Source organism: Candidatus Desulfosporosinus nitrosoreducens (genome assembly GCF_030954495.1).
Classification (GTDB): Bacteria; Bacillota; Desulfitobacteriia; order Desulfitobacteriales; family Desulfitobacteriaceae; genus Desulfosporosinus; species Desulfosporosinus nitrosoreducens.
Window position 1 is genome coordinate 75,321 of the sequence record NZ_JAVHUW010000041.1, and the last position, 26,896, is coordinate 102,216.

Genomic DNA, 26,896 nt, shown 5'->3' on the forward strand with positions numbered 1-26,896 from the left:
TTCCCCCTAAAAGCAAAAGTTCACAATCAATTTTCCCTCCCTGAAGAATTAGGAAAATTGACCGTGAACTTTACCTTGATCCAGGTCATTTACATTATAGGCAGGTCTCCTGACTTAGAATCAACGACTTATACTCCTTCCCGGTTTCCCAGTGGTCAATGTATAAATCTCCTCATTTACAGTGGTGGGTCCGTCCGGGATTTTCACCCAGTTCCCTATTCTCCCTTTTCAAGGGCACCTACAACAATAACTATTGAGTTAATCGTATTTTAATCTATGGAGAGCCAGAAGACAAGAGTTTTTTCAATCTTCAGCTTTACTCTGAATTCGGGGTTATTCAAGACTTCTACCCTTTATAACGATTCCGTACAACTGCCAGCTCTTTGCGGCGTTTGCCAAATTCCCGGACTTGATCCCTTAACCAAACCTGAAAATGCTCTTTTAGATGGTCCTGGTTGAAGCGGCTGGCTTGAGCTTCGAACAGCCAGCGCAGACCTTTGCCGTCAGCAGACGGCAGGATAGTCGCTTCCTGACCGCAAAACGGACAGACGGCATGATCAGGTTGGGGAAACTTCCAGAGATCGGACCAGCATGTGGGACATTGCCCCGCTTCCAAGGAGTGAGGCTCGCCGAACAAGGACGCTCCGAGAGACTGTATGCGCTCTTGGGCCTCAGGTCTTAATAAAGTTTCGCCTGGAAGGGCGCCAATAAACATATGGGCATCCTTAACATTCAACCCCAGAAACCGGGCATTGGCAATTAAAGCAGACAGGGTATATCCCTCCCACCCTTTGATTCCCGCAGTTCCAATAATCACACAGGGTTTCCCCCAGATTTCATCGAGATGCTGAGCCAGCGCAATAATCCTGTCCCCCAGCATTTTGGTTATTCCCGCGGGACCTAAGGCATAGCAGGGAGAAGAAACAATGATCCCATCCGCCTCTTTTAGGCGCTCAAAAATCGAATATAAATCATCCTTAAGGGGGCAGCGTTGATCCGGAACTAAACAGGCATAACAGGCCTTGCAGGGCTGAAGGTTGAATTCCGGCAGTTTAAGAAGCTCCAGTTTTACTTCCTCTCCGATTGAGGCGGCAGCTTCTTTGATAAGGACTTCGCCATTGCCTAATCTTCGCTGTGAAGCAATAAGTCCTAGGACTTTTTTCATAATCTCTCTCCCCTTTTTCCAGATATCTTGGCAACCTATCGTGATGAAAATTTTGAATATTTGAAAGGAATTTCAGTTTATTATACCAAATTTTCAGGTAGAATGTGGAAGTCATTAAATCGGCTAAAATGGAAACCATACTAGAGAATCTAATTTAAGGAGGAATTCACATGTCCGGACAAACTAAAAAAATGCCTCAACCTAATGGCGGAATTAAATGTCTTGTTAATACCTGTCACTATTATGGTACAGGAGATCACTGTCATGCCGAGAAGATCGAAGTTCACGCTCCGAACGCTCAAAGCTCTGAGATGACTGACTGCGCCACCTTTCTTCCCGAATAACATTTATTAGTTTGTTTTCAGGTTTCCAAAAGTTTTTTGATTTATAAAGTATAAGGCTTGTTTCAAGGCAAGCCTTATACTTTTTATTTTTAAACCTGCATTATACTTCAGCATAAAGGCAACAGGCGGTCGCCTGCGCCGGACGGCCCCTTTTCGCCATCCTTGGCTTCAGGAACACCCGGACATCCGGGCCGGCGCTTCTCCGCTGTACTGCCCCTCCGAAGCCAGTGTCTCCGGGCGCTGCGGCAAAGTTTTCTTTTCCGGCCTGTAACATTTAATTCAGCGTATGCGTATTAAGGGGTGAGAGACTGCCGTCAAAGTGCCTTAAGAAACGATGATTTCGAGGTAAGAGGAGGAAAAGGAATGTCCAAACGTTTGTATAGATCCAGTCATGATAAACAATTAGGAGGAGTCTGCGGTGGTATTGCCGAGTACTTAGACCTCGATCCCAGTCTTGTTCGCCTGGGAGCTTTACTCCTTCTCCTAGTGGGAGGAACAGGGTTTCTGGCTTATCTTGCCGCTTGGTTCATAATTCCCAGTGAGAAACGAATCACATAACTTAAGAAATAAACTAAATTTATAATTTTAAGGAACAGCCGGAAATCAAGAGGAAATTAACCGGCTGTTTTTCACTGATGCTTCTCCTTGTTGAAGCATAAACATTTTATAGTACAGTCCTTCTGTGGCCAAAAGTTCAGCGTGGCTACCTCTCTCGACAATTCTTCCGTGGTGCAGGACTAAAATCAGATCGGCATCCTGAATGGTCGAAAGTCTATGAGCGATAGCGATGGTCGTACGACCCTTGCGCATCTTGCTTAAAGCTGTTTGAATCGCTTCTTCGGTTTCCGTATCCACGTTTGCTGTTGCCTCGTCCAAAACCAGAATTTTGGGATTACCGGCTATGGTGCGGGCGAAACAGATTAGTTGGCGCTGCCCATTGGACAAGGTTGCCCCTCGTTCTCCGATCGGTTCTTGGAACCCTTGAGGAAGTTTGCGGACAAATTCTTCCGCCTGAACAAAGTCAACTGCTTCCTCTATCTCTTTCTTGCGCACAGATGATCTGGCAAGGGCAATATTGCTGGAAATGTCGCCTACAAATAAAAAGGGGTCCTGGGCGACAAGACCAACTTTGGCTCTCAGCTCTTGATCGGAAATTTCGGCAAGTGAAATCCCGTCTATGAGAATTTCCCCCCGTGTGACCGGGTAAAAGCGCATGAGAAGATTGGCTACGGTACTTTTGCCGCTGCCGGTGTGTCCGACTAAAGCCACTGTCTGACCGGGGTGGGCGGTAAAGCTGACGGATTGCAAAACATCCGGCACAGCATTTTCCAAGCTGTCATAGGAGAAGCTGACATTTTTAAATTCTATCTTCCCCCGCTCAATGAATTGCAGGGCCCGGGGCTTGACACTTGCGGCCAGGCGCCGGTCATCCAGTAATTCAAAAACCCGTTCGGCGGCAACTAAAGACTGCTGGAGTTGAGATAACCTTTGCATCATCATGTTAATCGGTTCAAAAAAGCGCTCAAGGTAATTGATAAAAGCGTAAAGCACACCTATTTGAATGGGACCGAACAGAGATTGAAAGCCGAAATAATTTAAAACCAGGATGAGGACAAAGGTATAGATTAAATCGACGGCCGGACGAACAAAAAGGCTTTCCAAACGGATATTGGTCATAGAGGCCCGGTAGTAAGCGTTGTTGATCTTTTGAAATTCCGTACGAAAACGTTTCTCCTGCCGCATGGCCTGAATGATAAACATACCCTGTATCGATTCATTCAGTTTAGCGTTGAGGTGGCTCAGCTCTTTGCGCATAACCCGGTAAACTTTGATGCTAACCTTGCGGTATAAATACATCAGGCCGATAATGATGGGAAGCAAAACTAAACAAAAGGCCGCCAGCCGCAAATCCAAACTGAACATTGCCCCAAAAACGCTGAGAATAAAGACAATATTTTGGACAAAAGCCGCCAAAACTCCGACAAATAGTTCTTTAATGGCTTCAGTGTCGTTGGTAATGCGAGAAATTAAAGCGCCGGCCGGTGTCTTGTCAAAAACCTTAAATTCCAACTTTTGAACATGACTAAAAACGTCAATCCGGAGCTGCTGGACCACTTCAAGCGCGATTTGATTGAAACTGACTAATTGCCGGTAGTGCAAGCCAGCAGAAAGAATGTTCAGGCCTAAATACGCACTTCCGAGCAATATAAGGGCCGGGCGGTCAAAAGAGCGGGGGACTAAATGCTGGTCAAGAAAAATTTTGACCAGAATCGGGCCTGCGACATCCGCAAAGGTGGCCAGTAAAAGAAGAGCAGAAGCAAGCGTTAAGGCCTTTTTGTGGGGAGCCAGATACCTCAGCAGGCGGCGAATGATCATTTCAATCCCCCTCCCCTTCTTCAAGCGAAGATTCTATCTGTTGACTTCGATAGGTTGAGGCGTACCAACCATCGAGTTCCATAAGCTCGGCATGAGAACCTTGTTCAGAAATTTGACCATCTTTAAGGACAATGATTAAATCCGCGTGTTCAACGGCACTGAGACGATGGGAGGATATAAAGGTGGTTTTTTGAGTCCGGACTTCCCGCAGCCCCTGTAAAATTGATTTTTCCGTCTTAGCATCGACAGCGGACAGAGAATCGTCCAAAATCAGTATTTCCGGTTCTGTCAAAAGCGCCCTGGCAATGGATATTCTTTGCTTTTGCCCTCCGGACAAGGTAACTCCCCGGTCTCCGACCAAGGTGTCATAATTCTTTGCCAAACGTTCAATATCGTTATGAATATCCGCGATCTTGGCCACCTTCTGAATTTCCCTCAAAGATGCCTCCGGTTTGCCAAAAGCTATGTTTTCGGCAATGGAAATAGAAAAGAGAAAATGATCCTGAGGCACATACCCTATTGTCTTACGTAAAGCATCTAAGGTGACAGCGTAAATTGAAGTTCCGCCAATTCGCAGGTCTCCGCCGGAAAGGTCAAATTCGCGCAGGAGAAGTCTCAGGAAGGTTGTCTTCCCGCTCCCTGTTTTGCCGACAATTCCCAAAGTTTGCCCGGAGCGCAGCAGAACATTCAGGTCTTGCAAAACAGGCGTGCTTGTTGCGGGATAAGTAAAGGTGGCTTGGCGGAACTCAACATCTCCCATGGGCAAAGAGGATTTTGCTTCTTCCCGCTCGCAGATGTTTTGTTTGATGTTCAGTAAACTATGGACCCGGTCATAAGAAGCCCGGCCGCGCTCCAGGATATTAAAAAGCCAGCCGAAGGCCAGCATAGGCCAAATGAACTGTCCCAGATAAATCGTAAACTGAGTGAGCTGACCAAAAGTCAGGTTCCCCTTAACTACATCCTTGGCGCCGAAAACAAGAGCCAGGAAAAAGGAAAACCCGATGATGAGCTGGATTGTGGGGTCAAAGAGGGCATCTACCTTGGCAACGGCAATATTCTTCTCAACAACGTCGGCGGACAGCCTCCGGAAAGCTTCTGTCTCCGCTTCCTCTTCGCCGAAAGCCTTGACGACTCTAACTCCGGTGATGTTTTCCAGTACTTTGTCATTGAGATCGGAAAAAGCTGCCTGGGCCCGGTGGAATCGCTGATGAAGCATCGTACCATAGCGGCTGGTGGACCAGGCCATCAAAGGCATAGGCAGTAAGGTGATGAGGGTGAGCTTCCAACTAATCACTATAGCCATGGAAATAACTACCAGTCCGCCGGTTGTCAGGGAGTCCACGAAGGTCAATACCCCCATGCCTGCCGTTGTTTCAATGGCTTGAATGTCATTGGTGGCATGGGCCATTAAATCTCCGGTGCGGTGCTGCTGATAAAATTGCGGAGACAGGCGCGTAAAGTGGTCAAAGAGTTGTTGTCTCAGCAGCCTGCTTAAGCGGCTTGCAGCGCCGAAAATCATTAAACGCCAGACGAATCTTAAGCCATAAACCACCAAGCCTGTTCCTGCCAGCCACAAGCTCCATTGCAGCAAGGATTTCAAAGTCAGATTGTTATGACTTACGCCATCAACAAGCACACGTACAACATAAGGCGGAAATAAATTGAGAACAGCAACAAAGACTAACATAACAATTCCTACACTGTAGCTTTTCTTTTCTAATTTAAAAAACCACATCAGATCTTTAAAAAGAAGCATATAATCTCCTCTCGTATTTGGCCAAGGAATTCACACCGCAAAATAGCAAAGCTACTACTGTAAGATAAAGTCAGCCGCGCTGGATGTGCTAAAATTATAGCATAAAAAGGCTTGCCCCTGTTCCAAAGTTTGATTAAATTCAGGTTATAAGTGTCCTTAAATAAAAAGAAGAAGCCTTTCACTCTTGAACAGAATGAAAGGCTTCCGAAGGCTAGCCGTTGTTGTTTAAAGCCTGGATAAGGTTAAGCAGAGTGATTGCTTGGTGCGACGTATGCCAAAGTACATTTTTATCCCTCAAGAGGATCACTTGAGGAGATTCATGTTTGATTCCTAAATCGTTAGCGACCTGATTAGAAAGAGAACGGGATTCGATAACTTTGATCATAACAATTAGAACATCATCGGCAGTTTGCTGGAGATAATTTCTGACTTCCTGCCAGGCATGGGCACTAATAGGACACTGGGTGCTGTGTTTGAAAATCAGAACCTTGCGGCGGCAAGACTCCTCCAGTGCCGCTTGGAAATCCTGAGATGTTGTTAACTCCTTTAATTCAGCCATAAACTCAACTCCTTTAGTTAAAGCGGTATCTTAAAAACAGCGCCGGATTAGGGCTAGATTAAACTTCAATCTGCCTTTTCAGCGAAGGCAGGATCTGAAAATCAAGAATTCTTGAGATGCTGCCAGCGGCAAAGAACTGTTTCTAAAAGGTCGACAATAATGAACAGCCCTACACCCAATAATCCCATCATGATAATTCCGGCGAACATTTCGTCCGGTGCGGCCCGGCTCCAGGCATCCATAATAAAATAGCCCAGACCTTCCGTGGTGGCAAAAGATTCTGCGAAAAATAAAACGGCGATAGCGGTTCCCATGCTGAGGCGCAAGGAAGTGAGAACATCCGGCAGGCTTGCCGGTAAAAGTACATACCTATAGATTTGCAGCCGGCTCCCTCCCAGAGAACGCAGAGAAGAAATTGTTTCGGCGGGCACTTTACGCACGGCATCCCTTGTTGTGACTAGAATTTGAAAAAAAACAATAAAGGTAATCAGGAAAATTTTCGATGAGTCCCCCAGACCCAGGAACAAAAGAATTAAAGGAAGAAAGACGATTTTCGGAATCGGATACAAAATATAAATCAGCGGGGCTAAAAAACGGTCAATTCTCCGCTCATATCCCATTAGCAAACCGCCGGGAAGCCCTAGAAGCAAGGAAATTAAGGTAGAAAGCACAACTCGATAGGTGCTGATCCAGAGATGTTTTCCCAGACTGACAGTTAACAAGCGCGCCGTGGCTCTGAAAGCAGAGCCCGGTGTCGGAAATAACGGTGTTTTAAGGGCCCAGGAAGCATACTGCCAAAGCAGAAGCAAGAATAATCCGGCTCCCAAATAGCCCAGAAGTTGTTTTTGCAGCTCTCTTTTGCCTCGGGTCATTCTGCGCTTCCCCCTTCTAAAAGAGAGCGAATGTAGCTGGCTTTCTGGAAAAACTCTGAAGTTTGGCGATAACCGCTTTGCCCTACTTGAGGATTAAAGATTTCGCCCACGATCTGCGTGGGGCGGCCATTTTTCAGAACGAGGATACGGCTGCCTAAAAAAACGGCTTCTTCGATACTGTGAGTTACCAGAACTGTAGTCAGCTTCTGCTCTTGCCAAATTTCCAATAAAAGTTTCTGGAGCCGCTCTCGTGTTAAAGCATCGAGGGCGGATAAAGGCTCATCCATCAGAAGTAAATCCGGCTTTAAGGTCAAAGCCCTGGCTAAAGCAACTCTTTGTTTCTGCCCGCCGCTTAATTGGCTGGGAAAATGATGCTTTACTTCCGTTAGCCCCATTTTGTGGATCATTTCATCGACAATATATCGATAAACTTTTTTAGGCTGATGCCTTACCTTTAACCCCAGGCGAACATTCTGTTCCACATTCAGCCAAGGAAAAAGCCCGTACTCCTGAAGAATTATGGCTGTCTTCTGGCGAGTCTTGCGCAAAGGTTCGCCCCAAATTCTGATTTCCCCGCCGCTGGGCTTCAACAACCCCGATAGAAGATAAAGAAGAGTGCTTTTTCCACACCCTGACGGGCCAATCAGCACGAGGCTCTCCCCCGGATCAATTTTCAAATTAAAATCAGAGTAGACCTTGACCGGCAGTGCCCCTTGACTATAGGCCAGATCACAATTCGCTACGTCAATCACTGATTATTATCTCCTTATTTCTGAGGTCGGAAATTAACATTTCAACGCTCAATGGCTATTGAGGCAGGAGAGTGCCGTCTACCAGATCATTGTAGCTGTAGGCTTGAGGAATAAGTTTCTTGGCGACCATCCATTTCATTACGCTGTCAATTTCATCCTGCGTTGGCAATTGAAGTTTTGAGAAGGTTGGCGTTTTATAAGTTTGCTGAATGTCAGCAGGAACCTGGGCTTTTTCCAAAAACAGACTGTGGTACTGATCCGGATGATCACTTAAAGCTTGTCCGGCCAGACCATAAACCCGAACAGCTGCTTTTATGCCCGCGGGATTATCCTGAATGCTTTGGCTCCTGAACAAAAATACAGTCTGACTGATGTTGCGATAAGTATCGTCGGCTACTAAGTGTGCTCCCTTGGCTTGAGCCAGTGCCGCTAAAGGATCAGGCAAGCAAGCGGCATTAATTTGATCTGAAAGCAGCATGTCAAGGCGCACTGGCATTTTGGGAATGGACATTTTCTTAACCTCACTGAGCGGAATCCCCTTGTCAGTGAGCAGCTGATCGCTGACATAATCAATGATCGAGTTTTCGGAGATTCCCAGGGTAGCTCCTTTAAGAGCATTTAAATCCCGGATATTTGATTTGGGTGAGGACAGAATGGCAAAACGCCCTTCTTGCGGAGTTGCCCCGAGGCCAATAGCCGCAATTTTTACATCTGTTCCGCTTTTCTTTAACAAGGCCACGGCAACCAGATCGGCGACTTCACCGTCAATTTGACCGGCTTGCAAGGCTGTGTCGCGTTCCACGGCGCTGGCAAAGTTGACCAACTGAACTTGCACGCCTTCCTTCGTGTATAATCCATCTTTTTCCGCAACATAAAAAGGCAGGTTATCTTCTATCGGCAATACTCCGATTTTTACCGGTTTGCTTGTCGTCGCTGAAGATTGATTGGTAGGCGCCGGAGACGCAGCGCAACCTGAAACTATTAAAGCCAAACCCAGGACAACCGGGACTATCTTGAACCAGAAACTTCTTTTTTGCATAGTTTTGCCACTCCTTATTCCTTAATACTTCACTTAAAGCACAACTTTCTCTATTTCGACAGAGATCATTGTATTCCTTTTTTGCTGTTTCAGTTTCTGATTTCAATCCTGATTCCGCTCTTAATCTTAATTCTAACCTGAAACATCTTCAAAAATCAGCAGACCCCAAAGGCAGCTCCCCCTCCGGGAGTGAACGGATGTAAGAGCTGGCGCCTGTAGTTTAAGGAACAAAGTTCTTACCTGTCGTCTGAATTTCAACTCTCTCGGCCTTCCCTTTGCGGTTTGGGGGAAAGGAAGGAGCAAGAACTGCCACTATACCGCCCAAGATCACCAATACCCCGCCGGCCATTTGCAGCAGTGAGAGATGTTCACTAAACAGGAAGACAGCTAAAACCACAGTCATAACCGGCTCTAAAGTACTGATAATTGATGCTGAAGTAGCTCCGATCAGTTTCATACCCTGAAAGAAGGTCAGCATGGCAATAATCGTGGAAAAAAGGGCTATGCCCCCTATGCCCATCCAGGTTCCCCAGGAAAGAGTCCAGGTTGTGCCGCCGGTTGCCAAGCCTACAATGCCGTAAGTGACAGCGGCTGAAATAGAGATCATAGAGGTGCTGACCAAAGGAGTCGTTGTCCGTAAAACATGATTGCCTAAAAGAATGTAAACGGCATAAAGGAAAGCCGCGCCAAGAGCCAGGGCTATTCCCAGGGGATTAATTCCTTTTAACGCTAAACCTAAAACGAGTATGAGACCAAGGGTTGACAGCAGCAGCCCGACAAGTTTCAAACCGGAAAGTTCTTCCTGACGACTTAATACGGCTAAAACTGTAACGATGATTGGATAGGCGTATAGAAGTAAAGCCGCTAAAGAAGCGGGAATATAACGAACCGAAGACAAGTAAAAACCGGCCATCAGAGAATAGCCAATCCCCCCCATACACCACATAGTTAACCAGGTCTTGCCAGGCAGGTGAGGGAAGCCTTCGCGTATTAAAGCAATCGTCCCAAAAAACAGGGCAGCAAGAATAAAACGGACGAATAAAACCGTAGCAAGAGCTGCGCCGCCGGCAAAAACGAATTTGCCGAGAATCGGGTAAACACTAAACCCTAAGGTAGAAATAAAGATCAGAACGGCGCCTGGGCCAACCGCTTGTTTTTGTTGATTACCCATTGTCAAAAACCCCGATTTCCCTAAGTTTTACTATTTTTTTAATATCTCATCTTTCGTTTTCAAAGCGGCAGCCTTAATGATTTCCAATACTAATTCGGTAGTCCTGAGAAGATCCTTTTCCTGGATATATTCCTCCGTTGTATGAAGCTTTTGCATGCCGGTCGATAAAACGGCACAGGGAATTCCATACTGATTATAATTATTGGCGTCACTTCCTCCGCCTGTGGCCAGGAATTCCGGATGCAGGCCGGCCGCTTGGGCTGCTTGAACCGCCAGAAGCGCCACTTCCGATTCTCTGGACAGCTTAAACGGAGTGTACAGCCTTTGTACCTTAATCTCTGCCTTAGCTCCCATTTCTTCCGCCGTCTGCCGGAATGTTTCACACATTTGGGCAGTAAGCCGTTCCAGTTTAGTCAAGTCGCGGCTTCTTGACTCGCAGGCGATAGTCACGTTTTCGGCGACAATATTTGTAGCCAGGCCACCCTGAATTGTTCCGATATTCGAGGTCGTTTCCTCGTCAAGGCGTCCTATTGTCATTTGAGCGATAGCCTTTGCGGCCACAACAATTGCGCTGATCCCCTCTTCGGGTGCAATACCGGCATGAGACGCCTTGCCTTTTATTGCTACGTTAATTCGGTCCTGACCGGGGGCTTCAAGAATTATTCTCCCGGGAGCTCCCCCGGAGTCCAGCACAAATCCGTAATTCGCCTTTAACCGGGATTGATCAAGATTTCTGGAGCCGTTAAGACCGCCTTCTTCCGCAACGCTGAAAATCACCTGGATATCTCCATGAGGAATCTCTTTTTCTTTGACAACCCTCAAGGCTTCTAAGATTGGTGCAATTCCGGATTTATCATCCGCCCCTAAAATAGTGGCGCCTGCAGATGTAATGATTCCCTCTTGACTAACAGGCTCAATATTGAGACAAGGCTCCACCGTGTCCATATGCGCGGAAAGCAAAAGTACGGGGGCCTCGGGCAGGTTGCCTTTCAGATAGCCAAAAATGTTTCCGCAGTTCCCGCCAATGAGATCACCGGTTTGGTCCTCGCTGACCTCCATACCTAAGCCTAGCAGGCGATCCTTAAGAATCTCGGCAACCTGCCGCTCTTTACGTGTTGGGGAATCAATTTTTACAAGTTCCAAAAATTCAGCGATCAACCGTGATTGATTAGGCATTTCTCTTCTTCCTTCTCTCTTTAAGATTTCTTACTTTAAGATTTCTTAACCGTATGCGCTTAAAGATGCTTCTTAAATCAGCATATCTATAATTCAACAATTTTACTCCAATTCCTGCTGTTATGTCAAAGAGCCCGCCTCTTGCTGCCGGAAGGCGCTGCTCTCTGCATTGTCTGCGGTATAACAAAAACCATGAAGTCCTGGCCTCTCAGGCCGAAACTCCATGGTTAAAACGATCATCCGTATATCCGGCTGTATCAGTTGTGCCAGTTCAGAGCTCTAAACAGCGCCCCGGCGGCTTCCGCACGATTTACCGCTTCATCCGGGGCGAAATTAGTCCCTCCGGCATTCAAGATCCCGGTACTCGTGGCCAGAGCAACGTATCCCAGGGCATCCGGAGCAATTTGAGCCGCATCCCGGAAATTAACCTGGTAAATGTTTTTCAGTTCTGCCAGCTTGTTCAGCTGCAGGTAGCGGATAAGGAACTCGCACAGGAGTTCCCGCTTGACGGGATCGCCCGGCTGTAAGTCCTCTTTTAACCACCCTTGTTCTTTAGCTTTAGCCATGATTTCCAGATCTGAAAGGGAAGCGTTTCCCCAGAGGCCGAACCGGCTCAGATACATGGCCCGCAGCAGAGAAGCAACAGTCATCGTTTCACGGGGTTTAAAGCTATTCCCGAAATCTCCGAATAATCCCGCCTGCCCAAGAGCCGCAATCTCCTGCTGCTCCTCAATTCCCGCCAAATCAAAGAAACTATAGGGTTTAGGCTCCTCTGACAGGGGCTGCCCCTGATAATCGAGCATCTCTCCGCTCCTGGCATCGATGATATTGGCGGACTGAACGCTTTGACCCTGATTTAGATTTAAAGGAAGATAGACCAAGCGGACATCGCCGGGAACTCCGTTAGAGTATATCCGAACATAAGCCAGAGTCAGAGGACGGGAGGTCAGAAAAGCCCCCACCGCTTGGTCTTTGCTCAGTATTCCGGAGGCACTCGGAAAATCAAGGTCTGACCAATTAAGCTCATAATTGGTAATCGTCCCGCTTGCGGGATCGACATTCACTGTCATGCCGTTATTGGGAAAATCAAGGCCGTTGACAATACGCTGATAGGAGAAATTGCTTGCGTCAATAGGCCCGACAATTTTTTGCTGATCACTGCTAACTCCTGAATCGGAATCCGCATCCGTATTGCCGTCTAAAGCCACCTGGCTGAAGCGATTGGGCTGAACTTTTTTAAGAAAATCCTCCGCCAGTTTTTGCAGGGCAGCTTTGTCCAGCTCGGTATCCGCTTTCCCGGTTTGCGGGTAAGCAAGATTGAAACCAAGCAGCTCGCCGCTGGAGGCATCAATTCTGGCGTTTAAGTATTGAGCTTTACCGTCCGTACTCTCCGGACTGGGGTTAGACCAGTCAAAACTCCATACGCGACTATCCGCACTCCTCCAGTCAGTGCTTAAATTGGCACTTCTCAAGGTTAAATTGTCGGGAATACTAATCCAACGCTGGACCGCCGCAATCGCTTCATCCTGTTTAAGAAGTTTGGCAGTTTGATCGATTTCTTGCTGTTCCTGAGGGGTAAGCGCCGAAGGCTGGCTGGATGCCGATCCGGCCATATCTCCCTTGCCTCCGATTCCGCCACTGAGCGCCGACGTTTCATCAATCCAATCTCCAGGGTCCAATTTTAGGGGCTCCCCTGTCAAAGCGTCGATGGCCCCTCCGGTTTGCCCGCTTAACTGGTAAACGAGCTTAGCTTCCTGTTTTTGGCCAAGACTGAGAATCCGATAGGGAGCAGGCAGCCAATAGAGGAGTTTAAAGAATGAAGCTGAGGCTAAAGCTTGCCGGGCTTGATCGGCACTAATTACCTCTTTTTGCTCAGGAACCTGAAGATTGCTCCAATTGAGATTGTACGAAATGATGTGTCCATCCGAACCGGACACTTGTACATTGACCCCGTCCCCTAAAACGGGAATATCCTTAATAAGCCGCTGATACTGGAAGGAATAACTGATCGGTCCGTAATTATTGAGGGGTAAAATCTCCTGATCCTTGGAGAGAAGCTTTATCTGCCCTGCCCGGTCTCCCAAGAGGCGGGCCAGAAGATCGTCACTGATTGTTTGCGCACTGGTCTTCGTAATGGCCGGAAGGGGTGCAGCCGCCGCAGAGTCCTCATTTCTCCAATAATTCAAACTTAAGATATCTCCATTGTCGGCATTGACTTCAGCCGAAAAATCCCCGGGGTTCCCCGGATTATTCCAATGCAGTGACCAGGCGTGCCGGTCATCACTCGTATTGTAGTTGGACGTGAAGTTGCTTAATTCCGACGGAATTTCAAAATTTGTTTTAACGATCTGGATTGCTTTTTCTAAGGTTATTTCCGGCGAAACCTCTGCCTGAGAAACCGGTTCGGAAACATTGACCGCCGCTAAGACCGGCGAAGAACTCATTTGCAGAAAAAATATCATGGATATAATTCCCGCCATGGCTTTCTTGTATTTTTTATGCATTCTCTTACCTGCCTTTCCTTCTCTTAATCCCACATTACTCTCAGCCTGCTGACTTTAGGCCCGGATTGGGAATAAATATTGACGTACTTACTACATCCCCCCTCTTCCCCTCTTCTTAAAATAAGAGCTCGCTGCTTAGTTATCTTTTATTATAGAATATAGACGGATAAACCTTTGCTTTTCTGGCAAAAGAATTTATCGACTTTAAATTACAAATTTCGTATTAAAAGCTCCTGAGAATTACTGCACCACTTAGTTTTAAAATTCAATTAGCTTATCCTCGTTAGGGGATTTAAACGAAAAACAGGTTCTCCCCAAAAAGACGGGAAGTTACAAGGAAAGTTGTGACCCTACCCCATAAGGCCAACTGAATACGGAAAACACCTCATTTCCGAAGCCACTTGGAAATGAGGTGTTTCAATATATAAGTAACAATGAAAACAACCATTAACTCCTGTTGATCTGTGTGGTTGAATAGACCAAATTATAATAGTGCATTTAGTGCATATTACTATTGATAATTTGGAATTGCGTTTTATTTCTTACTATAATATATCACCCATGCAGCATCTACTGAAATACTTAAGGGCAGCCAGAACTGCGTTGTGACCAATCAATGCACCATCCCCGATGGCAATGCCTCTAAGACCTGCTTTTGAAAAATGATTACCAAGAAACAGAGCCTGTTGCACGTTTTGTGTAACAGACCCTTTGATTTATCGGTCTATAAGCCGCCTATCTCAAGACTCAGTGACCAAGAATCGGGGAATAGGCGGCCATACTTCCAACTGCTTGGTCAGGTTTATCAACATTTTATAGGCCTCTTGCCGGCTTTTTTCTTTCCTCTCCGGATCTTTGCAGTTCAGCTCTTTAAGCGCCTTCTGTATTTCCTCAAAGAGTGTAACGATCTGTTGGCGGCAATGGATGACCTTGGCTTCAGCTGCCTCTATAGCAACCAAATCCTCCGGAGTAATGACCGGGCCGGACCCAGCGCCGGGCTTATCGGACAAGACGGTGGTGATACTGACCTTTGAGGGTCTGGTTTTGTTTTTCACCACATGGATTATTTCAATCCCTTGATTTTCCTGAACAGTCTGGCTGCTCTCCGGTAAGGGCTGAATGGTTCCTTGGGGTTGGGAATGGGGTTGAGGCTGGGGCTGGGGCTGGGGTTGAGCTTCCGCCTGCAGAGACTGGCTTTCCTTGACGACCTGAAGGAGTTCCCGTTTACTCATACTCCCGAGATCATTGTCCGCCATGAATTGTTCCCGCTCTTCTTCCGGGACATCCAGAAGGATCAAGGCTTGGGTGTAAGTCAGATTTCCAACCGGTTGGAAATCTGGCAAGCTTTCGCCGGCGGAAGCAGCTGACATCCTGGGCCCATATTCCTGATAAAGACGCATCAGGTTAGCCGCGGTACTCTTGGAATACCGGACCGATTCCTGCAGCCATTGGCCCCATGCTCCATAGGGAACCAAATCCTTGGCTTCCTTCAGCCGCCGCCCGATCTCGACGGCATTGGTCAGGAGGATTTTTCCGGTCTGTTGGTTGATCTGGTTGATTTCCGCCGCAATCACAGTTGGTGTGCGCTTTGATACTGTTGTTCCGATCATAATCACCTGCCTGTTTGCCTATTACATTGACAGAATATGCAAACAGGCTTTCCAGCGTGACGAGCTAAATATACTTGCTCCCTTCCCGGATGCTGTGAGGCGCCATCTTTTTTTCCCTATACTATCCGATAAAAAATGTAGCTTTTAACTTGAGTAGTTAGGTGAATATAGATGCCAATATTCAACTTCGTATCTATGTAGTGAGAACCCGTGTTACTCCAAATAGTTCTAAGGCATAAACGCGGCCGTCGTCAGAAGAAATGGTTCTATTTACCAATCCTTTTTTTCAAACCTCTTAATAATCCTACTCATGTAACTTTTATCAATGTTCAGTCTGGACGACAATGCGTTCGCAGTGCAGCAGCCAAGATCGCTCAAATCAAACAAGATTCTTGCTTCTGTCAGCGAAAAGTCAGATAAATAATGCTGGTTGAGCAGTCCCAAAACATTCGTATAAAAGCGATTGAACTCACGGATGTGGTCAATCAATACGATATCTGCGCCCATTATGTGAACTCCTTTCCTATAAATAGTAGACTAAATCCACTATTTATAGGGCTTCAAATAATGGACTATGTCAACTATTTATTAAAAAACAGCATGCAGAGAGATAGAGTCAGCGTACTGATACTGTTTTTACAAACAATTTAATTCAATCACAATATTGCCACCTTCCAGCTATTTAACAACGACAGGCAATTACACATTCAAAAGTTGAATACAGACCCTCATAAAACCCGCACTATTTAATGCTTCAGACACTTCGCACAGTGCGGTATAGGTGCAGCCCTTTTTATGAGGGCTGCCATTCACCAATAACACTTTCATACCATACACCTTCCTATACGTTACGGACTAAGTTTGCCAGTTTTTCTACAGCGGCCGGGTCGCGGTGATCAAAGAAACTGCTGGTATTCATGTCCAGCTTCGCAATCTCCGCCATATCGTTTTCTGTCAGCCGGAAATTAAATATATCAAGGTTTTGCTTCATCCGCTCTTTGCTCACTGTTTTGGGGATACAGACAATTTTCCTCTGAATCAGCCAGCGAAGAACCACCTGTGCCACGCTTTTTTCATAGCGGCTTCCAATCTCCCGTAAAGTTTCGTTTTCAAACAGATTGTAGTGTCCTTCAGCAAACGGCGCCCAGCACTCCATCTGTACGTCCTTTTCTACCATGACTTTTTGTGCATCTTCCCGTTGGAAGAACACATTTGCCTCTATCTGATCGACTGCCGGTACTACACGATTAAACGCAATTAAATCCACCAGACGGTCAGGATAGAAGTTCGATACACCAATCGCCCGCACTTTTCCCTCTTGATATAATCCCTCCATTGCCCGCCATGCACCGTAGTAATCATTCAGGGGCTGGTGAATCAGATATAAATCCAGATAATCCAACCCCAATTTGTCCAGAGATTTGTAAAACGCTTTTTTAGCCCCTTCATAGCTTGCATCTGTAATCCACAATTTTGTAGTAACGAACAGCTCGTCACGGGAAATTCCGCAGCGCTTGACGGCTCTGCCAACAGCTTCTTCATTTCCATAGGATGCAGCCGTATCAATGAGCCGATAACCGGTTGAGATCGCCTCCACGACGGCCTGCTCACATTGGGCAGCATCGGTAATCTGAAAAACTCCATATCCTAAAATCGGCATTTTAACGCCATTGTTTAAAGTTACATATTCCATCTCAAATCCTCCTGTCTAACTTTGCTTTCCGGCTTCATAAGCCATGTGCCCGCTCTGCGAGAGCCGCTGGATAATATCAAAACCTTTTTGCTCATAAATTTGTCCTCCATCCCTGCTTACTTTCCGGCCCTCTTATCATAATCCGATCCCACCGGATAGCGAGCCCCGGAGATTTGGATTTGGGCCAGCGCCTCGCCCACCAGCTTCTCATTTTCACCCTCGTCGTAGGCTTCGGTGATATCAAAGAAGGTGACGCCAAGCTCCACCGTCCGACGGATGAGTCTGATGGCTCGTCTTTGTCTGCGGCGGGGACCGTAGCCGTGGCTCATGCCCATACAGCCAAGGTCGATCATAGGTACTTCAAACGGGAAAAAACGAAAATCAGGATCGCCGCCGCAGCGGCAGCGGCACTGATCCATGTGATTGCCATGACCGACCATCCTCTTACCGTGATTCCACCGATACCGGCGCCGAGAGCAAAGCCAAACTGTACGAATGTGCTGTTTAAACTGAGTGCAATTCCGGAAACCTCTGGAGCAAGCGACACGAGATTAAAGTTTTGAGTCGGTCCAAAAGTCCAGCAGGCAACCTCCCATATCATAAGCAGTATAATGGTGGTTATTACCCCGCCGGAACTGACAGGCACCAGTATAAGAACAATGGCTTGAACAAGCATTGCGCCCAATAATGTCCGAACGATGCCGAACCGATCTGCTAAGATGCCGCCCAATTTAGACCCGATCAGGCTTCCAATTCCCAAAGTCATGAGAATCATGCTTATTTTTTCTTTCATCATCGGCATGGAAGCGCTTAGAAACGGTGTGATATAGGTATCAATCACGGAAAATCCGATAAACACGAGTAAAGTCACACTGAGCATAAAGGCTATGCTCGGATTTTTTAAAAGTGCAAGCCGTTTTACAAGGGGAGTGGAATCTTCGCTTTCAAAAGTAGGGACTGTTTTTTTAATAACAAACAGTGCAATGAAAGTGAGAACTCCGATAATCCAAAAAATAGTTTTCCATTGATGTGCTCCTGCCGCCATTCTGCCCAATGGAACTCCGAACACAAGGGATGAACTGAATCCCATTGATACATTTGACATCGCACTGCCCTGCCGTCCGGGAAGCGCCAATTTCGCAGCCACTCCATAGGCATTGACTATGAAAACTCCGGTACCAACCCCGAGGATGGCGCGGGCGACCATTAAGAGTGCAAACCCTGGGAGCACCAGCATGGAAGCAATGCCCACTAATATCATTCCCAGGGCGAACAGGAGCTGCCTGCTCTGATTCATCTTTGCCATCGCCACAACGACAAGCGGGGTTCCTATAGCGTTACTGAGAGCAAATACTGTCACAAGCTGTCCCGCCGTCGCTACGGATACACCGACAGAATCAGCAATCTTATCGAGCATCCCCACGATACCGAATTGCGTTGTCCCAACCACAAAGCAAATAATCGCCAGGATATATATTTTCCGGCTGTTATTCATTGTTTTATTCATGGTGTGTTGTATTCTCCTCTGCTCATAATTTTCTGTTTTGTGATGGCGAAGCTCTGGAATCCGTATAGTCACTGGCTTTTTTGAGCAGTAGATTTTGTGGGATCGTCGGGTTTCGCAATCTGTATTTTTCACATCTTCACTATAAAACAAGGAATCAGCGACAAGAAGTTTCAATAAGTTCATTAGCGGCAACCTAAAGGTTATAGCTCTTAAAACAAAAAAATCCACGAGGTCAATTCCTCGTGGACTTCTTCAGCTTTCTTATTATTTTTTCAAATCAAAAACTTGGCTGACAGCATAAATGAGAGAGAGGACACTGTCAGACGGAGAGGGAGAATACAGCAGGCCAAAGGGGATCTGATGCTCCCATTCTACCGGCAAAATTTTCAGTAATGGATGCACATTCTCCCAAATTCCTACAGCCATCAGAACATCGTTGCTGTTTTCACACTGGTTGAATACACTCACATCATAAAACTGAAAGTCTTGCACGGTAATTTGCGGGTAGTTCCTCCAAATATCATCCCGCAGGAGGTCAACATAGCTGTTCCAACCGCGCCGTATCAGCATAAAATTCTCGCCAAATAAATCCTGAATGGTCAGGCGGTCTTTTTTCGCCAGTCTGTGATGGATGGATACCGCACAGCAAATCGGTGTTTTGTAAAGTTCCAAGGCATCACACCCCCGATACTCTCTGATGTTTCCATCAATAAGGCCTGCCACTAAGTCGATTTTTCGACCCAAATTTGCTAAAATTTCCGCAGCATTTTCCGGCGTGTTTTCAAAGGGGATTAATTGAAATTTAAGGTTTGGACAATGCTCTTGAATTTGGGGCCATAATTCCAATAAAAACTGACTCGGTGTCATAAACGATGTACCGATACGAATAATATTATTGCTGCTCTGTGCCGCATTTCTCGCTCTCGCCAGTGAATCCTTCGCATACTGGATGATATACTTGCTATCCTTATACAGAGATTTTCCGGCCTCCGTCAAAATAACGCCTCGATGCGTCCGGATCAATAGCTGTAATCCTAAATCTTTTTCCAGCAAATTGATCTGCTTAATAATCGCAGTAGAGCTTATAAATAAACTCTGTGCAGCCTTGGCAAAACTTCCGGCATCCGCCACCTGTATAAATGTGTCTAATTGGCGGTTGTACACAATCTTCACCTCCCGTCTAAGTGCAATTGAGAAAGTGGAAGTCGGTGAGCGTAAGGAAAACTAGTCTCACACCGCCGCACAGGAAATCAATAGTTACTATCGGGATATTGAATTGCCGGACAATGCGAGCGGACAGCAAGTCGAACAAGAACCACCAAGCGATTCACCCGAGGTCGCATAAAATGGCAACCGGCAGACAGCGAAAATTTCACTGTCTGCCGATACATAGCGTCCACTTCACCACGGTTTAGAAAATGTCCCTATCACACCGTGGAGGAGAAATAGGAAAACCTGTTTTCAGTGTCTCGCGTTATAATTAATGCCATAAGTACAGCTGGCAATTTTAAAGCTTTCTCTGCAACTAAGTTTAGAGTATCGCATCAGAGTATCCCATCAAGGCATCGCAGTAGTTCTGGCAATGAGAATTCATCAAAATGTAAATACCTTGGATTCGGCCGCTAAATCAATCAGGCGGCCTGCCGTTGACAATTCAGCGCCGGCGATAAATTGATCTTCCCCGAAGAGTCTGGTCCGGGCACAGGGAGTACAGACAAAAAACGGCACGTTTTGGCTGACGAGATAATCCAGGTACTGTTTGGCATTATCTCCTGTTGGCGCCGTCACACTGTCGGCTAATCCCAAAATTGCGTATGAAACAGCGTCATCAACTAAGAAAATATTAACTTCATGCCCCTTTTCCTTGGCGACTTTGGCCAGGTGAAAGGCCCGCGTGGCGCGGACAGGATCTTCGAGTCCTCGACTCAGCACAAATAAAAATTTTTCCAAGCTAATTCCTCCTCTACTTTTGGGGTGCAGGAAGATCAGAATTTTTTACATATCCTCCACCTCTTTGCTTGGGCAAGAGTTGCTCAAATCAATCTCTGCCGTAATTTCTTTCCAAGGTGCTTCTTTAATATTAATGCTTTCCAGCAAAAGGACCAAATCTGATCTGCCATAATAAGCCGGAGTTCCTTGATTATCGAGTGCCATGAGCATAACCGGCATTCCCGGGAAAATCGGCAGCAAGGCTTTGATAATCATAATCGCGTTATTCGAATTCTGGAATATGGAAGGCTGGACGGAAACCACCGCAATGGTTTTACCTTGTTCTGTGACAACTGCTGCTTCAAATTTAGTTTCCATGAAGTTCATCTCCTAATTAATTTGTGATTAATTTTTGTGCTTTAACTATTCCTACTCTGTTGCTAGGATAATTTTGTCTGTGGATATGTCCTGTCTATGACTTCGACATACACTCCTAAAACCCTGCTATAGAAATGTTTTCAAGCTACTCCTCGCGTAGAGCTAATATCGGTCTTCATCATTGCCAAGGGCAAACTAAACGCTTTACCCCCTGAAATAATTGACGCCGCCTGCGAAAATAGGCTGATACTTATTGCCCGGAATATTGCACGCCACCCCATAGCCGGTTCGCTCAGAATGAGCCATCTTGCCTAAGATTCGCCCGTCGGGACTGGTAATCCCCTCAATGGCGGCAAAGGAACCGTTGGGATTGTGGAGAATATTGTTGCTCGGATTGCCGTCGAAATCAACGTACTGGGTGGCGATTTGCCCGTTAGCCGCCAAGGTCTCGATGATGTTCTGACTGGCGACGAATCGTCCTTCTCCGTGGGACACAGGAATTGTATGAATCTCCCCCAGTTTCACTCCGCTGAACCAGGGAGATAAAACAGACACAACTTTAGTTTGGACCATACAGGAAACGTGCCGCCCGATTTTGTTATAGGTAAGGGTCGGAGCTTCAGCGGTTAAATCCAGGATCTCACCATAAGGAACCAAACCAAGTTTAATGAGGGCCTGAAAACCATTACAAATCCCCAGCATCAGGCCATCCCGCTGCTCTAAGAGTTGGGAAACAGCCTCTTTAATCCGAGGATTTCTGAACATGGTCGCGATAAATTTGCCGGAACCGTCGGGTTCGTCACCGGCACTGAAACCGCCGGGCAGCATGACAATTTGGGCTTGGGCTATCATTTTGGCCATCTCCCGGATTGATTCCTCCACAGCGGCGGGACTTAAGTTGCGAATGACCAAGGTTTCCACAGACCCTCCGGCTGTTTCAAAGGCTTTAGCGGAATCATACTCACAATTGGTTCCGGGAAAGACAGGAATAAAGATCTTAGGTTTTGCCAACTTAAACGAAGGCTTTTGCGTATTGCGCAATTTATAACTCACAACCGCCGGGGCGGGCATTGTCTCAGCTTGGGTCGGGAAGATTTTTTCCAAAGGCTGCTCCCAGGCCCGTTGGGCCTCTTCCAGCTCAATAGTTGCTCCGTTGACCGTGATGACGGGATTGTTGTGGGTGAAACCGAGCAGTTGATAAGGCACATCGCCGAAAGCATCCTTTAAATTGGCGGTTGCGGCGATTTCTAAAACCAGTGAACCATAATTGGCCGTGAAAAGATCGGACAAGTCAAGGGGTTCTTTCAGCGTAAGGCCGAGGCGATTTCCGAAAGCCATTTTGCTGAGAGCCGCGGCAAGCCCGCCCACGCGAACACTGTGGGCAGACAAAACGCTGCCTGTTGGAATCAATTCCCGGACCTTCCGATAATTTTTCATCAATTGCTCGAAATCAGGAATTTCCTGCTCATCCCGCGGTACGGAAACTAAGACAACCTGACTGCCCGGCTTTTTAAACTCCTGAGACACAACCTGATCTACGTCAAGGGTAGCGACGGCAAAGGCCACTAAAGTCGGCGGCACGTTTAAATCCATGAAGGTACCGGACATACTGTCTTTTCCGCCGATAGCCGGAATCTGGAGTTTTTTCTGGGCATAGAAAGCTCCGAGCAAAGCACTGAAAGGTTTGCCCCATTTTTCCGGATCAGACCCCAGTTTTTCGAAATACTCCTGAAGGGTCAGGCGGACCTGGCGATAATCCCCGCCTAAAGCTACAATCCTGGTCACCGCATCCACGACGGCATAAAGGGCTCCGTGAAAAGGGCTCCATTTTGCCAATTGAGGATTGTAGCCAAAGGTCATCACCGTGGCCAGCTTGGAGTCCCCGGACAAAAGCGGAAGCTTAGCGACCATGCCCTCGGCCGGAGTGATTTGATACTTGCCGCCCAAGGGCATCAAAACCGTAGACATGCCGATACTGCTGTCAAACCTCTCAACGAGACCTTTTTGACTGCAAACGTTTAAATCTTGTAAATTTGCCAGCCAAGCCTGCTTAACTGAAGTATTGCCGGAAGGCTCCTCCAGGAAGGCTGTCAGAGCGGCGGGCAATCTTTTAAAGTAGTTAGTGGCTGTCTCCGGCAAATTGACCCGAACCTTTGTCCTCTGTTTAACCCCATTGGTATTCAGAAACTCCCTGCTCAAATCGACAATCAGCCGGCCTCTCCAGGTCATTTTAAGTCTCGGATCAGAACTCACTCGGGCTACCGGTGTGGCTTCCAGGTTTTCCCCGCGGGCAAACCGAATAAATTCCTCCAGATGTTGGGAATCAATCACAACGGCCATACGCTCCTGGGATTCGGAAATCGCCAGTTCCGTTCCGTCAAGTCCCTCGTATTTTTTCGGTACGGCGTCCAGGTTAATTTCCAATCCCTCGGTTAATTCCCCGATGGCCACGGAAACTCCGCCTGCTCCGAAATCATTGCAGCGCTTAATCATGGTGCTGATTTCCGCTTTGCGGAAAAGACGCTGAATTTTACGTTCCGTGGGTGGATTCCCCTTTTGAACTTCCGCACCGCAGGTTAACAGGGAGTCGGCAGTATGCTCTTTGGAAGATCCCGTTGCCCCGCCGCATCCGTCACGACCTGTTCTGCCCCCTACCAGAACGACGACATCTCCTGCCTGAGGAACCTCACGCTTTACATTTCGGCGTGGTGCCGCCGCAATAACCGCCCCGATCTCCATACGCTTCGCTATAAAGCCTTCATCATAGACCTCGGCGACTTGTCCTGTTGCCAGACCAATCTGGTTGCCATAGGAACTGTAACCGGCCGCAGCACCCTGAGTGATTTTCCGCTGCGGCAATTTGCCCGGTAGGGTATCTTCCAATTTACCTCTGGGATCGCCGCTTCCCGTGACACGCATGGCTTGATAAACGTAGGTCCGCCCCGACAGGGGATCACGTATGGCTCCCCCTAAACAAGTTGCCGCTCCTCCGAAAGGTTCGATCTCCGTGGGATGATTGTGAGTTTCATTCTTAAACATTACCAGCCACTCTTCGGCCTGACCGTCTACATCTGGCTTAACGACAATACTGCAGGCATTGATTTCATCGGATTCATCTAAATCCGGAAGCAACCCTCTTTGCTTTAATTCTTTCATGCCTAAAGTTGCCAGGTCCATGAGACTGACGTCTCGCTTCCCTATACTTTCTGCATAGACGTAATCCCGTGAACTAAGATACTCCCGGTAAGAGCGCTGCAAAGAGACGGCAAAGTCTCCCTCAGGAATGGAGATTTCTTCAATTCTGGTGTTAAAGGTCGTATGCCGGCAATGGTCGGACCAATAGGTGTCAATGACTCGAATTTCCGTCAGCGTTGGATTCCGCTTTTCAGTTTCCCGGAAATAGGTCTGGCAAAAGGTTAAATCTTCAAAGCTCATAGCTAAACCGCATTCCCGCCAAAACTCCTGGAGCTCCCCGGGTGTTTTAGCCATAAAATCAGAGATAACTTCCACATCCGGAGGGACGACGGACTCAAATTCCAGGTCAGCCGGTTTGGCCAGAGAAGCTTCTCTTGATTCTACAGGATTTATACAATAATTCTTGATGGCCTGGAAGTCCTCTTCCTTTAAAGGTCCTTGCAAAACGATAACTTTCGCGGAGGCAATATTAGGCCGCTCTTTTTGGGTGAGAATTTGGATGCATTGAGCCGCGGAATCCGCCCGCTGGTCATATTGCCCAGGCAGGTATTCCATGGCAAAAACTCTTTCCTGGCTTGGGATATCCAGAGTTTCATCGTACACCAAATCGAGAGGAGGTTCGGCAAAAATAATCGGACGGGACTGTCGGTATTCCTCATCCGTAATGCCGGAAATATCATAACGGTTGATAACCCGCACACCTTTTAACGACGTTACCCCCAGGTTTTCGCGCAAATCGCTCAATAAGCCCTGAGCCTCAATATCGTAGCCAGGTTTTTTTTCCACATAAATTCTCTTGACAGTTTGCGATTCCATAATGACCTCCCTCGTTATTTGCTGAAAAGTTATGGACTTATCTCTTGGAGCCCCGGTACTGAGGCGACAAAATATGTTAAGGCCATAGCACTTTGTCTATGACCTCGTCGTCAAATAATTGACGCATCCAGTGATGCAACAATACTCTTAGCTTGCATAATACCATGATTCTAAAATAAATTAAAGCCAAAACGGCCGGCCCCCGGGAATTAATCCTCAGCCAACGGCTGCTCAAGCCTTGGCACTTATCTAAGCCCAGGCTCTTTTAATTCTTTCCAGCCCTTCCGTTAAGATTGAGCGCGGACACCCAATATTTATCCGCTCAAAGCCCTCTCCGCCCGGCCCAAAGGAGTACCCGGCATTTAACCCCACGCCGGCCTTGTGGACTAAAAATTCCTGCAAAGCTTTTGGCTCTAAATTCAAAGCTCTGAAATCAAGCCAAACCAAATAAGTCCCTTCAGGCTGGACGACACCAAGCTGCGGCAGTTCACGGGCCGTGAACGACGTCAGAAATTCTAAATTGCCCCGCAAGTAGACCATTAACTGCTCCAACCATTCCCTGCCCTCCCGGTAAGCCGTTTCCAAAGCTGTTATGCCAAAGAGATTGGGATGATGAATACCGGTTAAGCCTGCGGAAGATTTATAGGCCGCTCGATACTTCTCGTTGGGAATGATTAAGTTTGAAGTCTGCAAACCCGCCAAGTTAAAGGTCTTACTGGGAGCAGTACAGACGATTGACTGGGAAGCCAGCTCCGGAGTAAGAGATGCCAAAGGGATATGGCGATATCCGTCGTAAATCAGATCGGAATGAATTTCATCGGAAATCACCAGGACGTCATAAGTCAGACAGAGCTGACCTAAGCGTTCCAGTTCTTCACGCCGCCAGACTCGTCCCACCGGATTGTGCGGACTGCACAAAATCATCATTTTAACGCCGCCCGCAAATTTCTCCTCCAGGTCCTCAAAATCCATAAGGTATCTGCCGTCGACCAAGTTGAGCCGGCTGTTGACTACCTCACGGCCATGATTCTTAATGGCCTGAAAAAAGGGTGGGTAGACCGGTGATTGAAGCAGGACTTTTTCTCCCGGTTTCGTTAAAGCCCGCACCAATTCATTAAGGGCCGGCACGACTCCCGGACTGAACACGATCCAGTCCCGTTGAATTTGCCAGTTATGGCGCTCTGCCATCCAAGCTGTCAGCGAATCATAGTACTCATCCATTCCGTCAGTATAACCATAAATCCCATGCTTCGCCCGGTTTACTAAAGCCTCTACTACAGCCTCCGGCGCCAGAAAATCCATATCCGCTACCCAAAGGGGCAAGACATCCTCGCGGCCAAAGATTCTTTGATTGAAGTCCCATTTTATGGAACCCGTGCGGCGGCGATCGTATAGTTGGTCAAAATTGTAGTTCACTTTAATGACTCCTTTCTGAGTGTAGTCCTGGCCTTGTTCCCTTAAGTTTTACAGCGAACCGGCGCTAAGACTTCGCTTTCTTTCTCTCGCTGCTAGAGTTAACTGCTGCTCAGTGTTTCACTTTTTTCTTAGTTTTCTTAGTTTAAGATAATTTCACGTCAAAGATTCGCACTATAACCATTAAAAAGCTCCCATCTCACTAAAAGACAGGAGCTTGTATTGATCCTCATCTTAAGTCATTAACTGTTTTAAAGAAGCAAACGTTTATCCGATGACTAATCCGCTCTAAGACTCCCGCTTTGGCAAGCGGTGAGTCAAGAGCGGCTAAGTCCCTGGATAAGTGAGACTAAGATTCAGATGGAGTTAAAAGACCCCATTAAAAATTGTTCTTTTTAACCTCACTAATACGATATAATACTCCCGTATCGGCAAGCGGTGAGTTAAGAGCTGCAAAGTCACTGGCTAAATGAGACAAAGATACAGCTGGAGTAAAAACTCCACCTGAATCAAGTCTTCATTATTCCTCCGGTATTCCTAAACCTTTATCTGCAATAAACTCCATAAGAAGTTTGGCCGTCCCGCAAGTTATTTTTAAACAATATCTGAGATGTTCAGGAGAATCAAACTCGTGAGGATTT

General features: G+C 47.0%; 22 protein-coding genes, 1 pseudogene and 1 riboswitch. Of the genes and pseudogenes, 2 read left to right on the forward strand and 21 right to left on the reverse strand.

The window, feature by feature from the left end; all coding sequences use genetic code 11:
- Positions 1 to 82 precede the first annotated feature (82 nt).
- Positions 83 to 257, reverse strand: a riboswitch (cobalamin riboswitch).
- Between the two features lie 89 nt (positions 258 to 346).
- Positions 347 to 1,165, reverse strand: a complete 819-nt coding sequence (locus REC12_RS07570; protein WP_308893300.1) for a flavodoxin family protein — start codon at positions 1,163 to 1,165, stop codon at positions 347 to 349.
- A 170-nt stretch (positions 1,166 to 1,335) separates the two neighbouring features.
- Here REC12_RS07570 and REC12_RS07575 point away from each other — a divergent pair, with 170 nt between their 5' ends.
- Both REC12_RS07575 and REC12_RS07580 read left to right on the forward strand, forming a co-directional pair.
- Positions 1,336 to 1,509: a DUF1540 domain-containing protein gene (locus REC12_RS07575; RefSeq protein ID WP_308893301.1), complete on the forward strand. Its 174-nt coding sequence runs from the start codon at positions 1,336 to 1,338 to the stop codon at positions 1,507 to 1,509.
- Positions 1,510 to 1,872: 363 nt separating this feature from the next.
- Positions 1,873 to 2,067, forward strand: coding sequence for a PspC domain-containing protein (locus REC12_RS07580; protein WP_308893302.1), 195 nt, complete (start codon positions 1,873 to 1,875; stop codon positions 2,065 to 2,067).
- 45 nt (positions 2,068 to 2,112) lie between these two features.
- On the opposite strand, the gene REC12_RS07585 is transcribed toward REC12_RS07580, so the two are convergent.
- The 20 genes and pseudogenes from REC12_RS07585 to REC12_RS07680 form a co-directional block, all read right to left on the reverse strand.
- Positions 2,113 to 3,885 (reverse strand): ABC transporter ATP-binding protein, encoded by a 1,773-nt coding sequence (locus REC12_RS07585; RefSeq protein ID WP_308893303.1) that lies wholly within the window; start codon positions 3,883 to 3,885, stop codon positions 2,113 to 2,115.
- A 1-nt stretch (position 3,886) separates the two neighbouring features.
- Positions 3,887 to 5,641: an ABC transporter transmembrane domain-containing protein gene (locus tag REC12_RS07590; RefSeq protein WP_308893305.1), complete on the reverse strand. Its 1,755-nt coding sequence runs from the start codon at positions 5,639 to 5,641 to the stop codon at positions 3,887 to 3,889.
- A 211-nt stretch (positions 5,642 to 5,852) separates the two neighbouring features.
- Entirely contained in the window at positions 5,853 to 6,200 is a 348-nt protein-coding gene (gene ytxJ / locus REC12_RS07595) for a bacillithiol system redox-active protein YtxJ (protein ID WP_308893306.1), read from the reverse strand.
- Between the two features lie 101 nt (positions 6,201 to 6,301).
- Positions 6,302 to 7,072 carry an ABC transporter permease gene (locus REC12_RS07600; protein WP_308893308.1) on the reverse strand — a complete coding sequence of 257 codons (771 nt, stop codon included), beginning with the start codon at positions 7,070 to 7,072 and terminating at the stop codon, positions 6,302 to 6,304.
- Positions 7,069 to 7,824, reverse strand: coding sequence for an ABC transporter ATP-binding protein (locus REC12_RS07605; RefSeq protein ID WP_308893309.1), 756 nt, complete (start codon positions 7,822 to 7,824; stop codon positions 7,069 to 7,071). The genes REC12_RS07600 and REC12_RS07605 overlap by 4 nt, the downstream gene beginning before the upstream one ends.
- Positions 7,825 to 7,879: 55 nt before the next feature.
- Positions 7,880 to 8,863 carry an ABC transporter substrate-binding protein gene (locus REC12_RS07610; protein WP_308893310.1) on the reverse strand — a complete coding sequence of 328 codons (984 nt, stop codon included), beginning with the start codon at positions 8,861 to 8,863 and terminating at the stop codon, positions 7,880 to 7,882.
- 220 nt (positions 8,864 to 9,083) lie between these two features.
- On the reverse strand, positions 9,084 to 10,034 hold the full coding sequence (locus tag REC12_RS07615) for an EamA family transporter (protein ID WP_308893311.1): 951 nt from the start codon (positions 10,032 to 10,034) through the stop codon (positions 9,084 to 9,086).
- A gap of 30 nt (positions 10,035 to 10,064) precedes the next feature.
- Positions 10,065 to 11,210 (reverse strand): M20/M25/M40 family metallo-hydrolase, encoded by a 1,146-nt coding sequence (locus REC12_RS07620; protein WP_308893312.1) that lies wholly within the window; start codon positions 11,208 to 11,210, stop codon positions 10,065 to 10,067.
- A 257-nt stretch (positions 11,211 to 11,467) separates the two neighbouring features.
- Positions 11,468 to 13,714, reverse strand: a complete 2,247-nt coding sequence (locus REC12_RS07625; RefSeq protein ID WP_308893313.1) for a YcdB/YcdC domain-containing protein — start codon at positions 13,712 to 13,714, stop codon at positions 11,468 to 11,470.
- Between the two features lie 740 nt (positions 13,715 to 14,454).
- Positions 14,455 to 15,324, reverse strand: a complete 870-nt coding sequence (locus tag REC12_RS07630; protein ID WP_308893314.1) for a DUF3102 domain-containing protein — start codon at positions 15,322 to 15,324, stop codon at positions 14,455 to 14,457.
- A gap of 270 nt (positions 15,325 to 15,594) precedes the next feature.
- Complete coding sequence (locus REC12_RS07635; protein ID WP_308893315.1) at positions 15,595 to 15,831, reverse strand: MarR family transcriptional regulator; 237 nt, start codon at positions 15,829 to 15,831, stop codon at positions 15,595 to 15,597.
- A gap of 228 nt (positions 15,832 to 16,059) precedes the next feature.
- Positions 16,060 to 16,152, reverse strand: a pseudogene (locus tag REC12_RS07640) (flavodoxin family protein); the annotation flags it as partial.
- Between the two features lie 13 nt (positions 16,153 to 16,165).
- Complete coding sequence (locus tag REC12_RS07645) at positions 16,166 to 17,017, reverse strand: aldo/keto reductase (protein ID WP_308893316.1); 852 nt, start codon at positions 17,015 to 17,017, stop codon at positions 16,166 to 16,168.
- 116 nt (positions 17,018 to 17,133) lie between these two features.
- On the reverse strand, positions 17,134 to 17,370 hold the full coding sequence (locus tag REC12_RS07650) for an aldo/keto reductase (protein ID WP_308893317.1): 237 nt from the start codon (positions 17,368 to 17,370) through the stop codon (positions 17,134 to 17,136).
- Positions 17,367 to 18,524: an MFS transporter gene (locus REC12_RS07655; RefSeq protein ID WP_308893318.1), complete on the reverse strand. Its 1,158-nt coding sequence runs from the start codon at positions 18,522 to 18,524 to the stop codon at positions 17,367 to 17,369. The genes REC12_RS07650 and REC12_RS07655 overlap by 4 nt, the downstream gene beginning before the upstream one ends.
- A gap of 264 nt (positions 18,525 to 18,788) precedes the next feature.
- Positions 18,789 to 19,688, reverse strand: coding sequence for a LysR family transcriptional regulator (locus tag REC12_RS07660; protein WP_308893319.1), 900 nt, complete (start codon positions 19,686 to 19,688; stop codon positions 18,789 to 18,791).
- Positions 19,689 to 20,117: 429 nt separating this feature from the next.
- Positions 20,118 to 20,474, reverse strand: a complete 357-nt coding sequence (locus REC12_RS07665) for a DsrE family protein (RefSeq protein WP_308893320.1) — start codon at positions 20,472 to 20,474, stop codon at positions 20,118 to 20,120.
- Between the two features lie 45 nt (positions 20,475 to 20,519).
- Entirely contained in the window at positions 20,520 to 20,831 is a 312-nt protein-coding gene (locus REC12_RS07670; protein WP_308893321.1) for a hypothetical protein, read from the reverse strand.
- Between the two features lie 204 nt (positions 20,832 to 21,035).
- On the reverse strand, positions 21,036 to 24,842 hold the full coding sequence (locus tag REC12_RS07675; RefSeq protein ID WP_308893322.1) for a phosphoribosylformylglycinamidine synthase: 3,807 nt from the start codon (positions 24,840 to 24,842) through the stop codon (positions 21,036 to 21,038).
- A 249-nt stretch (positions 24,843 to 25,091) separates the two neighbouring features.
- Positions 25,092 to 26,258, reverse strand: a complete 1,167-nt coding sequence (locus REC12_RS07680) for a MalY/PatB family protein (RefSeq protein WP_308893324.1) — start codon at positions 26,256 to 26,258, stop codon at positions 25,092 to 25,094.
- Positions 26,259 to 26,896: the final 638 nt, after the last annotated feature.

What these genes read in the sequence shown, in the direction of transcription:
- REC12_RS07570 (WP_308893300.1), bottom strand. Translation starts at nt 1,165, where the DNA reads ATGAAAAAAGTCCTAGGACTTATTGCTTCACAGCGAAGATTAGGCAAT.
- REC12_RS07575 (WP_308893301.1), top strand. Translation starts at nt 1,336, where the DNA reads ATGTCCGGACAAACTAAAAAAATGCCTCAACCTAATGGCGGAATTAAA.
- REC12_RS07580 (WP_308893302.1), top strand. Translation starts at nt 1,873, where the DNA reads ATGTCCAAACGTTTGTATAGATCCAGTCATGATAAACAATTAGGAGGA.
- REC12_RS07585 (WP_308893303.1), bottom strand. Translation starts at nt 3,885, where the DNA reads ATGATCATTCGCCGCCTGCTGAGGTATCTGGCTCCCCACAAAAAGGCC.
- REC12_RS07590 (WP_308893305.1), bottom strand. Translation starts at nt 5,641, where the DNA reads ATGCTTCTTTTTAAAGATCTGATGTGGTTTTTTAAATTAGAAAAGAAA.
- ytxJ (WP_308893306.1), bottom strand. Translation starts at nt 6,200, where the DNA reads ATGGCTGAATTAAAGGAGTTAACAACATCTCAGGATTTCCAAGCGGCA.
- REC12_RS07600 (WP_308893308.1), bottom strand. Translation starts at nt 7,072, where the DNA reads ATGACCCGAGGCAAAAGAGAGCTGCAAAAACAACTTCTGGGCTATTTG.
- REC12_RS07610 (WP_308893310.1), bottom strand. Translation starts at nt 8,863, where the DNA reads ATGCAAAAAAGAAGTTTCTGGTTCAAGATAGTCCCGGTTGTCCTGGGT.
- REC12_RS07615 (WP_308893311.1), bottom strand. Translation starts at nt 10,034, where the DNA reads ATGGGTAATCAACAAAAACAAGCGGTTGGCCCAGGCGCCGTTCTGATC.
- REC12_RS07620 (WP_308893312.1), bottom strand. Translation starts at nt 11,210, where the DNA reads ATGCCTAATCAATCACGGTTGATCGCTGAATTTTTGGAACTTGTAAAA.
- REC12_RS07625 (WP_308893313.1), bottom strand. Translation starts at nt 13,714, where the DNA reads ATGCATAAAAAATACAAGAAAGCCATGGCGGGAATTATATCCATGATA.
- REC12_RS07630 (WP_308893314.1), bottom strand. Translation starts at nt 15,324, where the DNA reads ATGATCGGAACAACAGTATCAAAGCGCACACCAACTGTGATTGCGGCG.
- REC12_RS07635 (WP_308893315.1), bottom strand. Translation starts at nt 15,831, where the DNA reads ATGGGCGCAGATATCGTATTGATTGACCACATCCGTGAGTTCAATCGC.
- REC12_RS07645 (WP_308893316.1), bottom strand. Translation starts at nt 17,017, where the DNA reads ATGGAATATGTAACTTTAAACAATGGCGTTAAAATGCCGATTTTAGGA.
- REC12_RS07650 (WP_308893317.1), bottom strand. Translation starts at nt 17,370, where the DNA reads ATGATCGACCTTGGCTGTATGGGCATGAGCCACGGCTACGGTCCCCGC.
- REC12_RS07655 (WP_308893318.1), bottom strand. Translation starts at nt 18,524, where the DNA reads ATGAATAAAACAATGAATAACAGCCGGAAAATATATATCCTGGCGATT.
- REC12_RS07670 (WP_308893321.1), bottom strand. Translation starts at nt 20,831, where the DNA reads ATGGAAACTAAATTTGAAGCAGCAGTTGTCACAGAACAAGGTAAAACC.
- REC12_RS07675 (WP_308893322.1), bottom strand. Translation starts at nt 24,842, where the DNA reads ATGGAATCGCAAACTGTCAAGAGAATTTATGTGGAAAAAAAACCTGGC.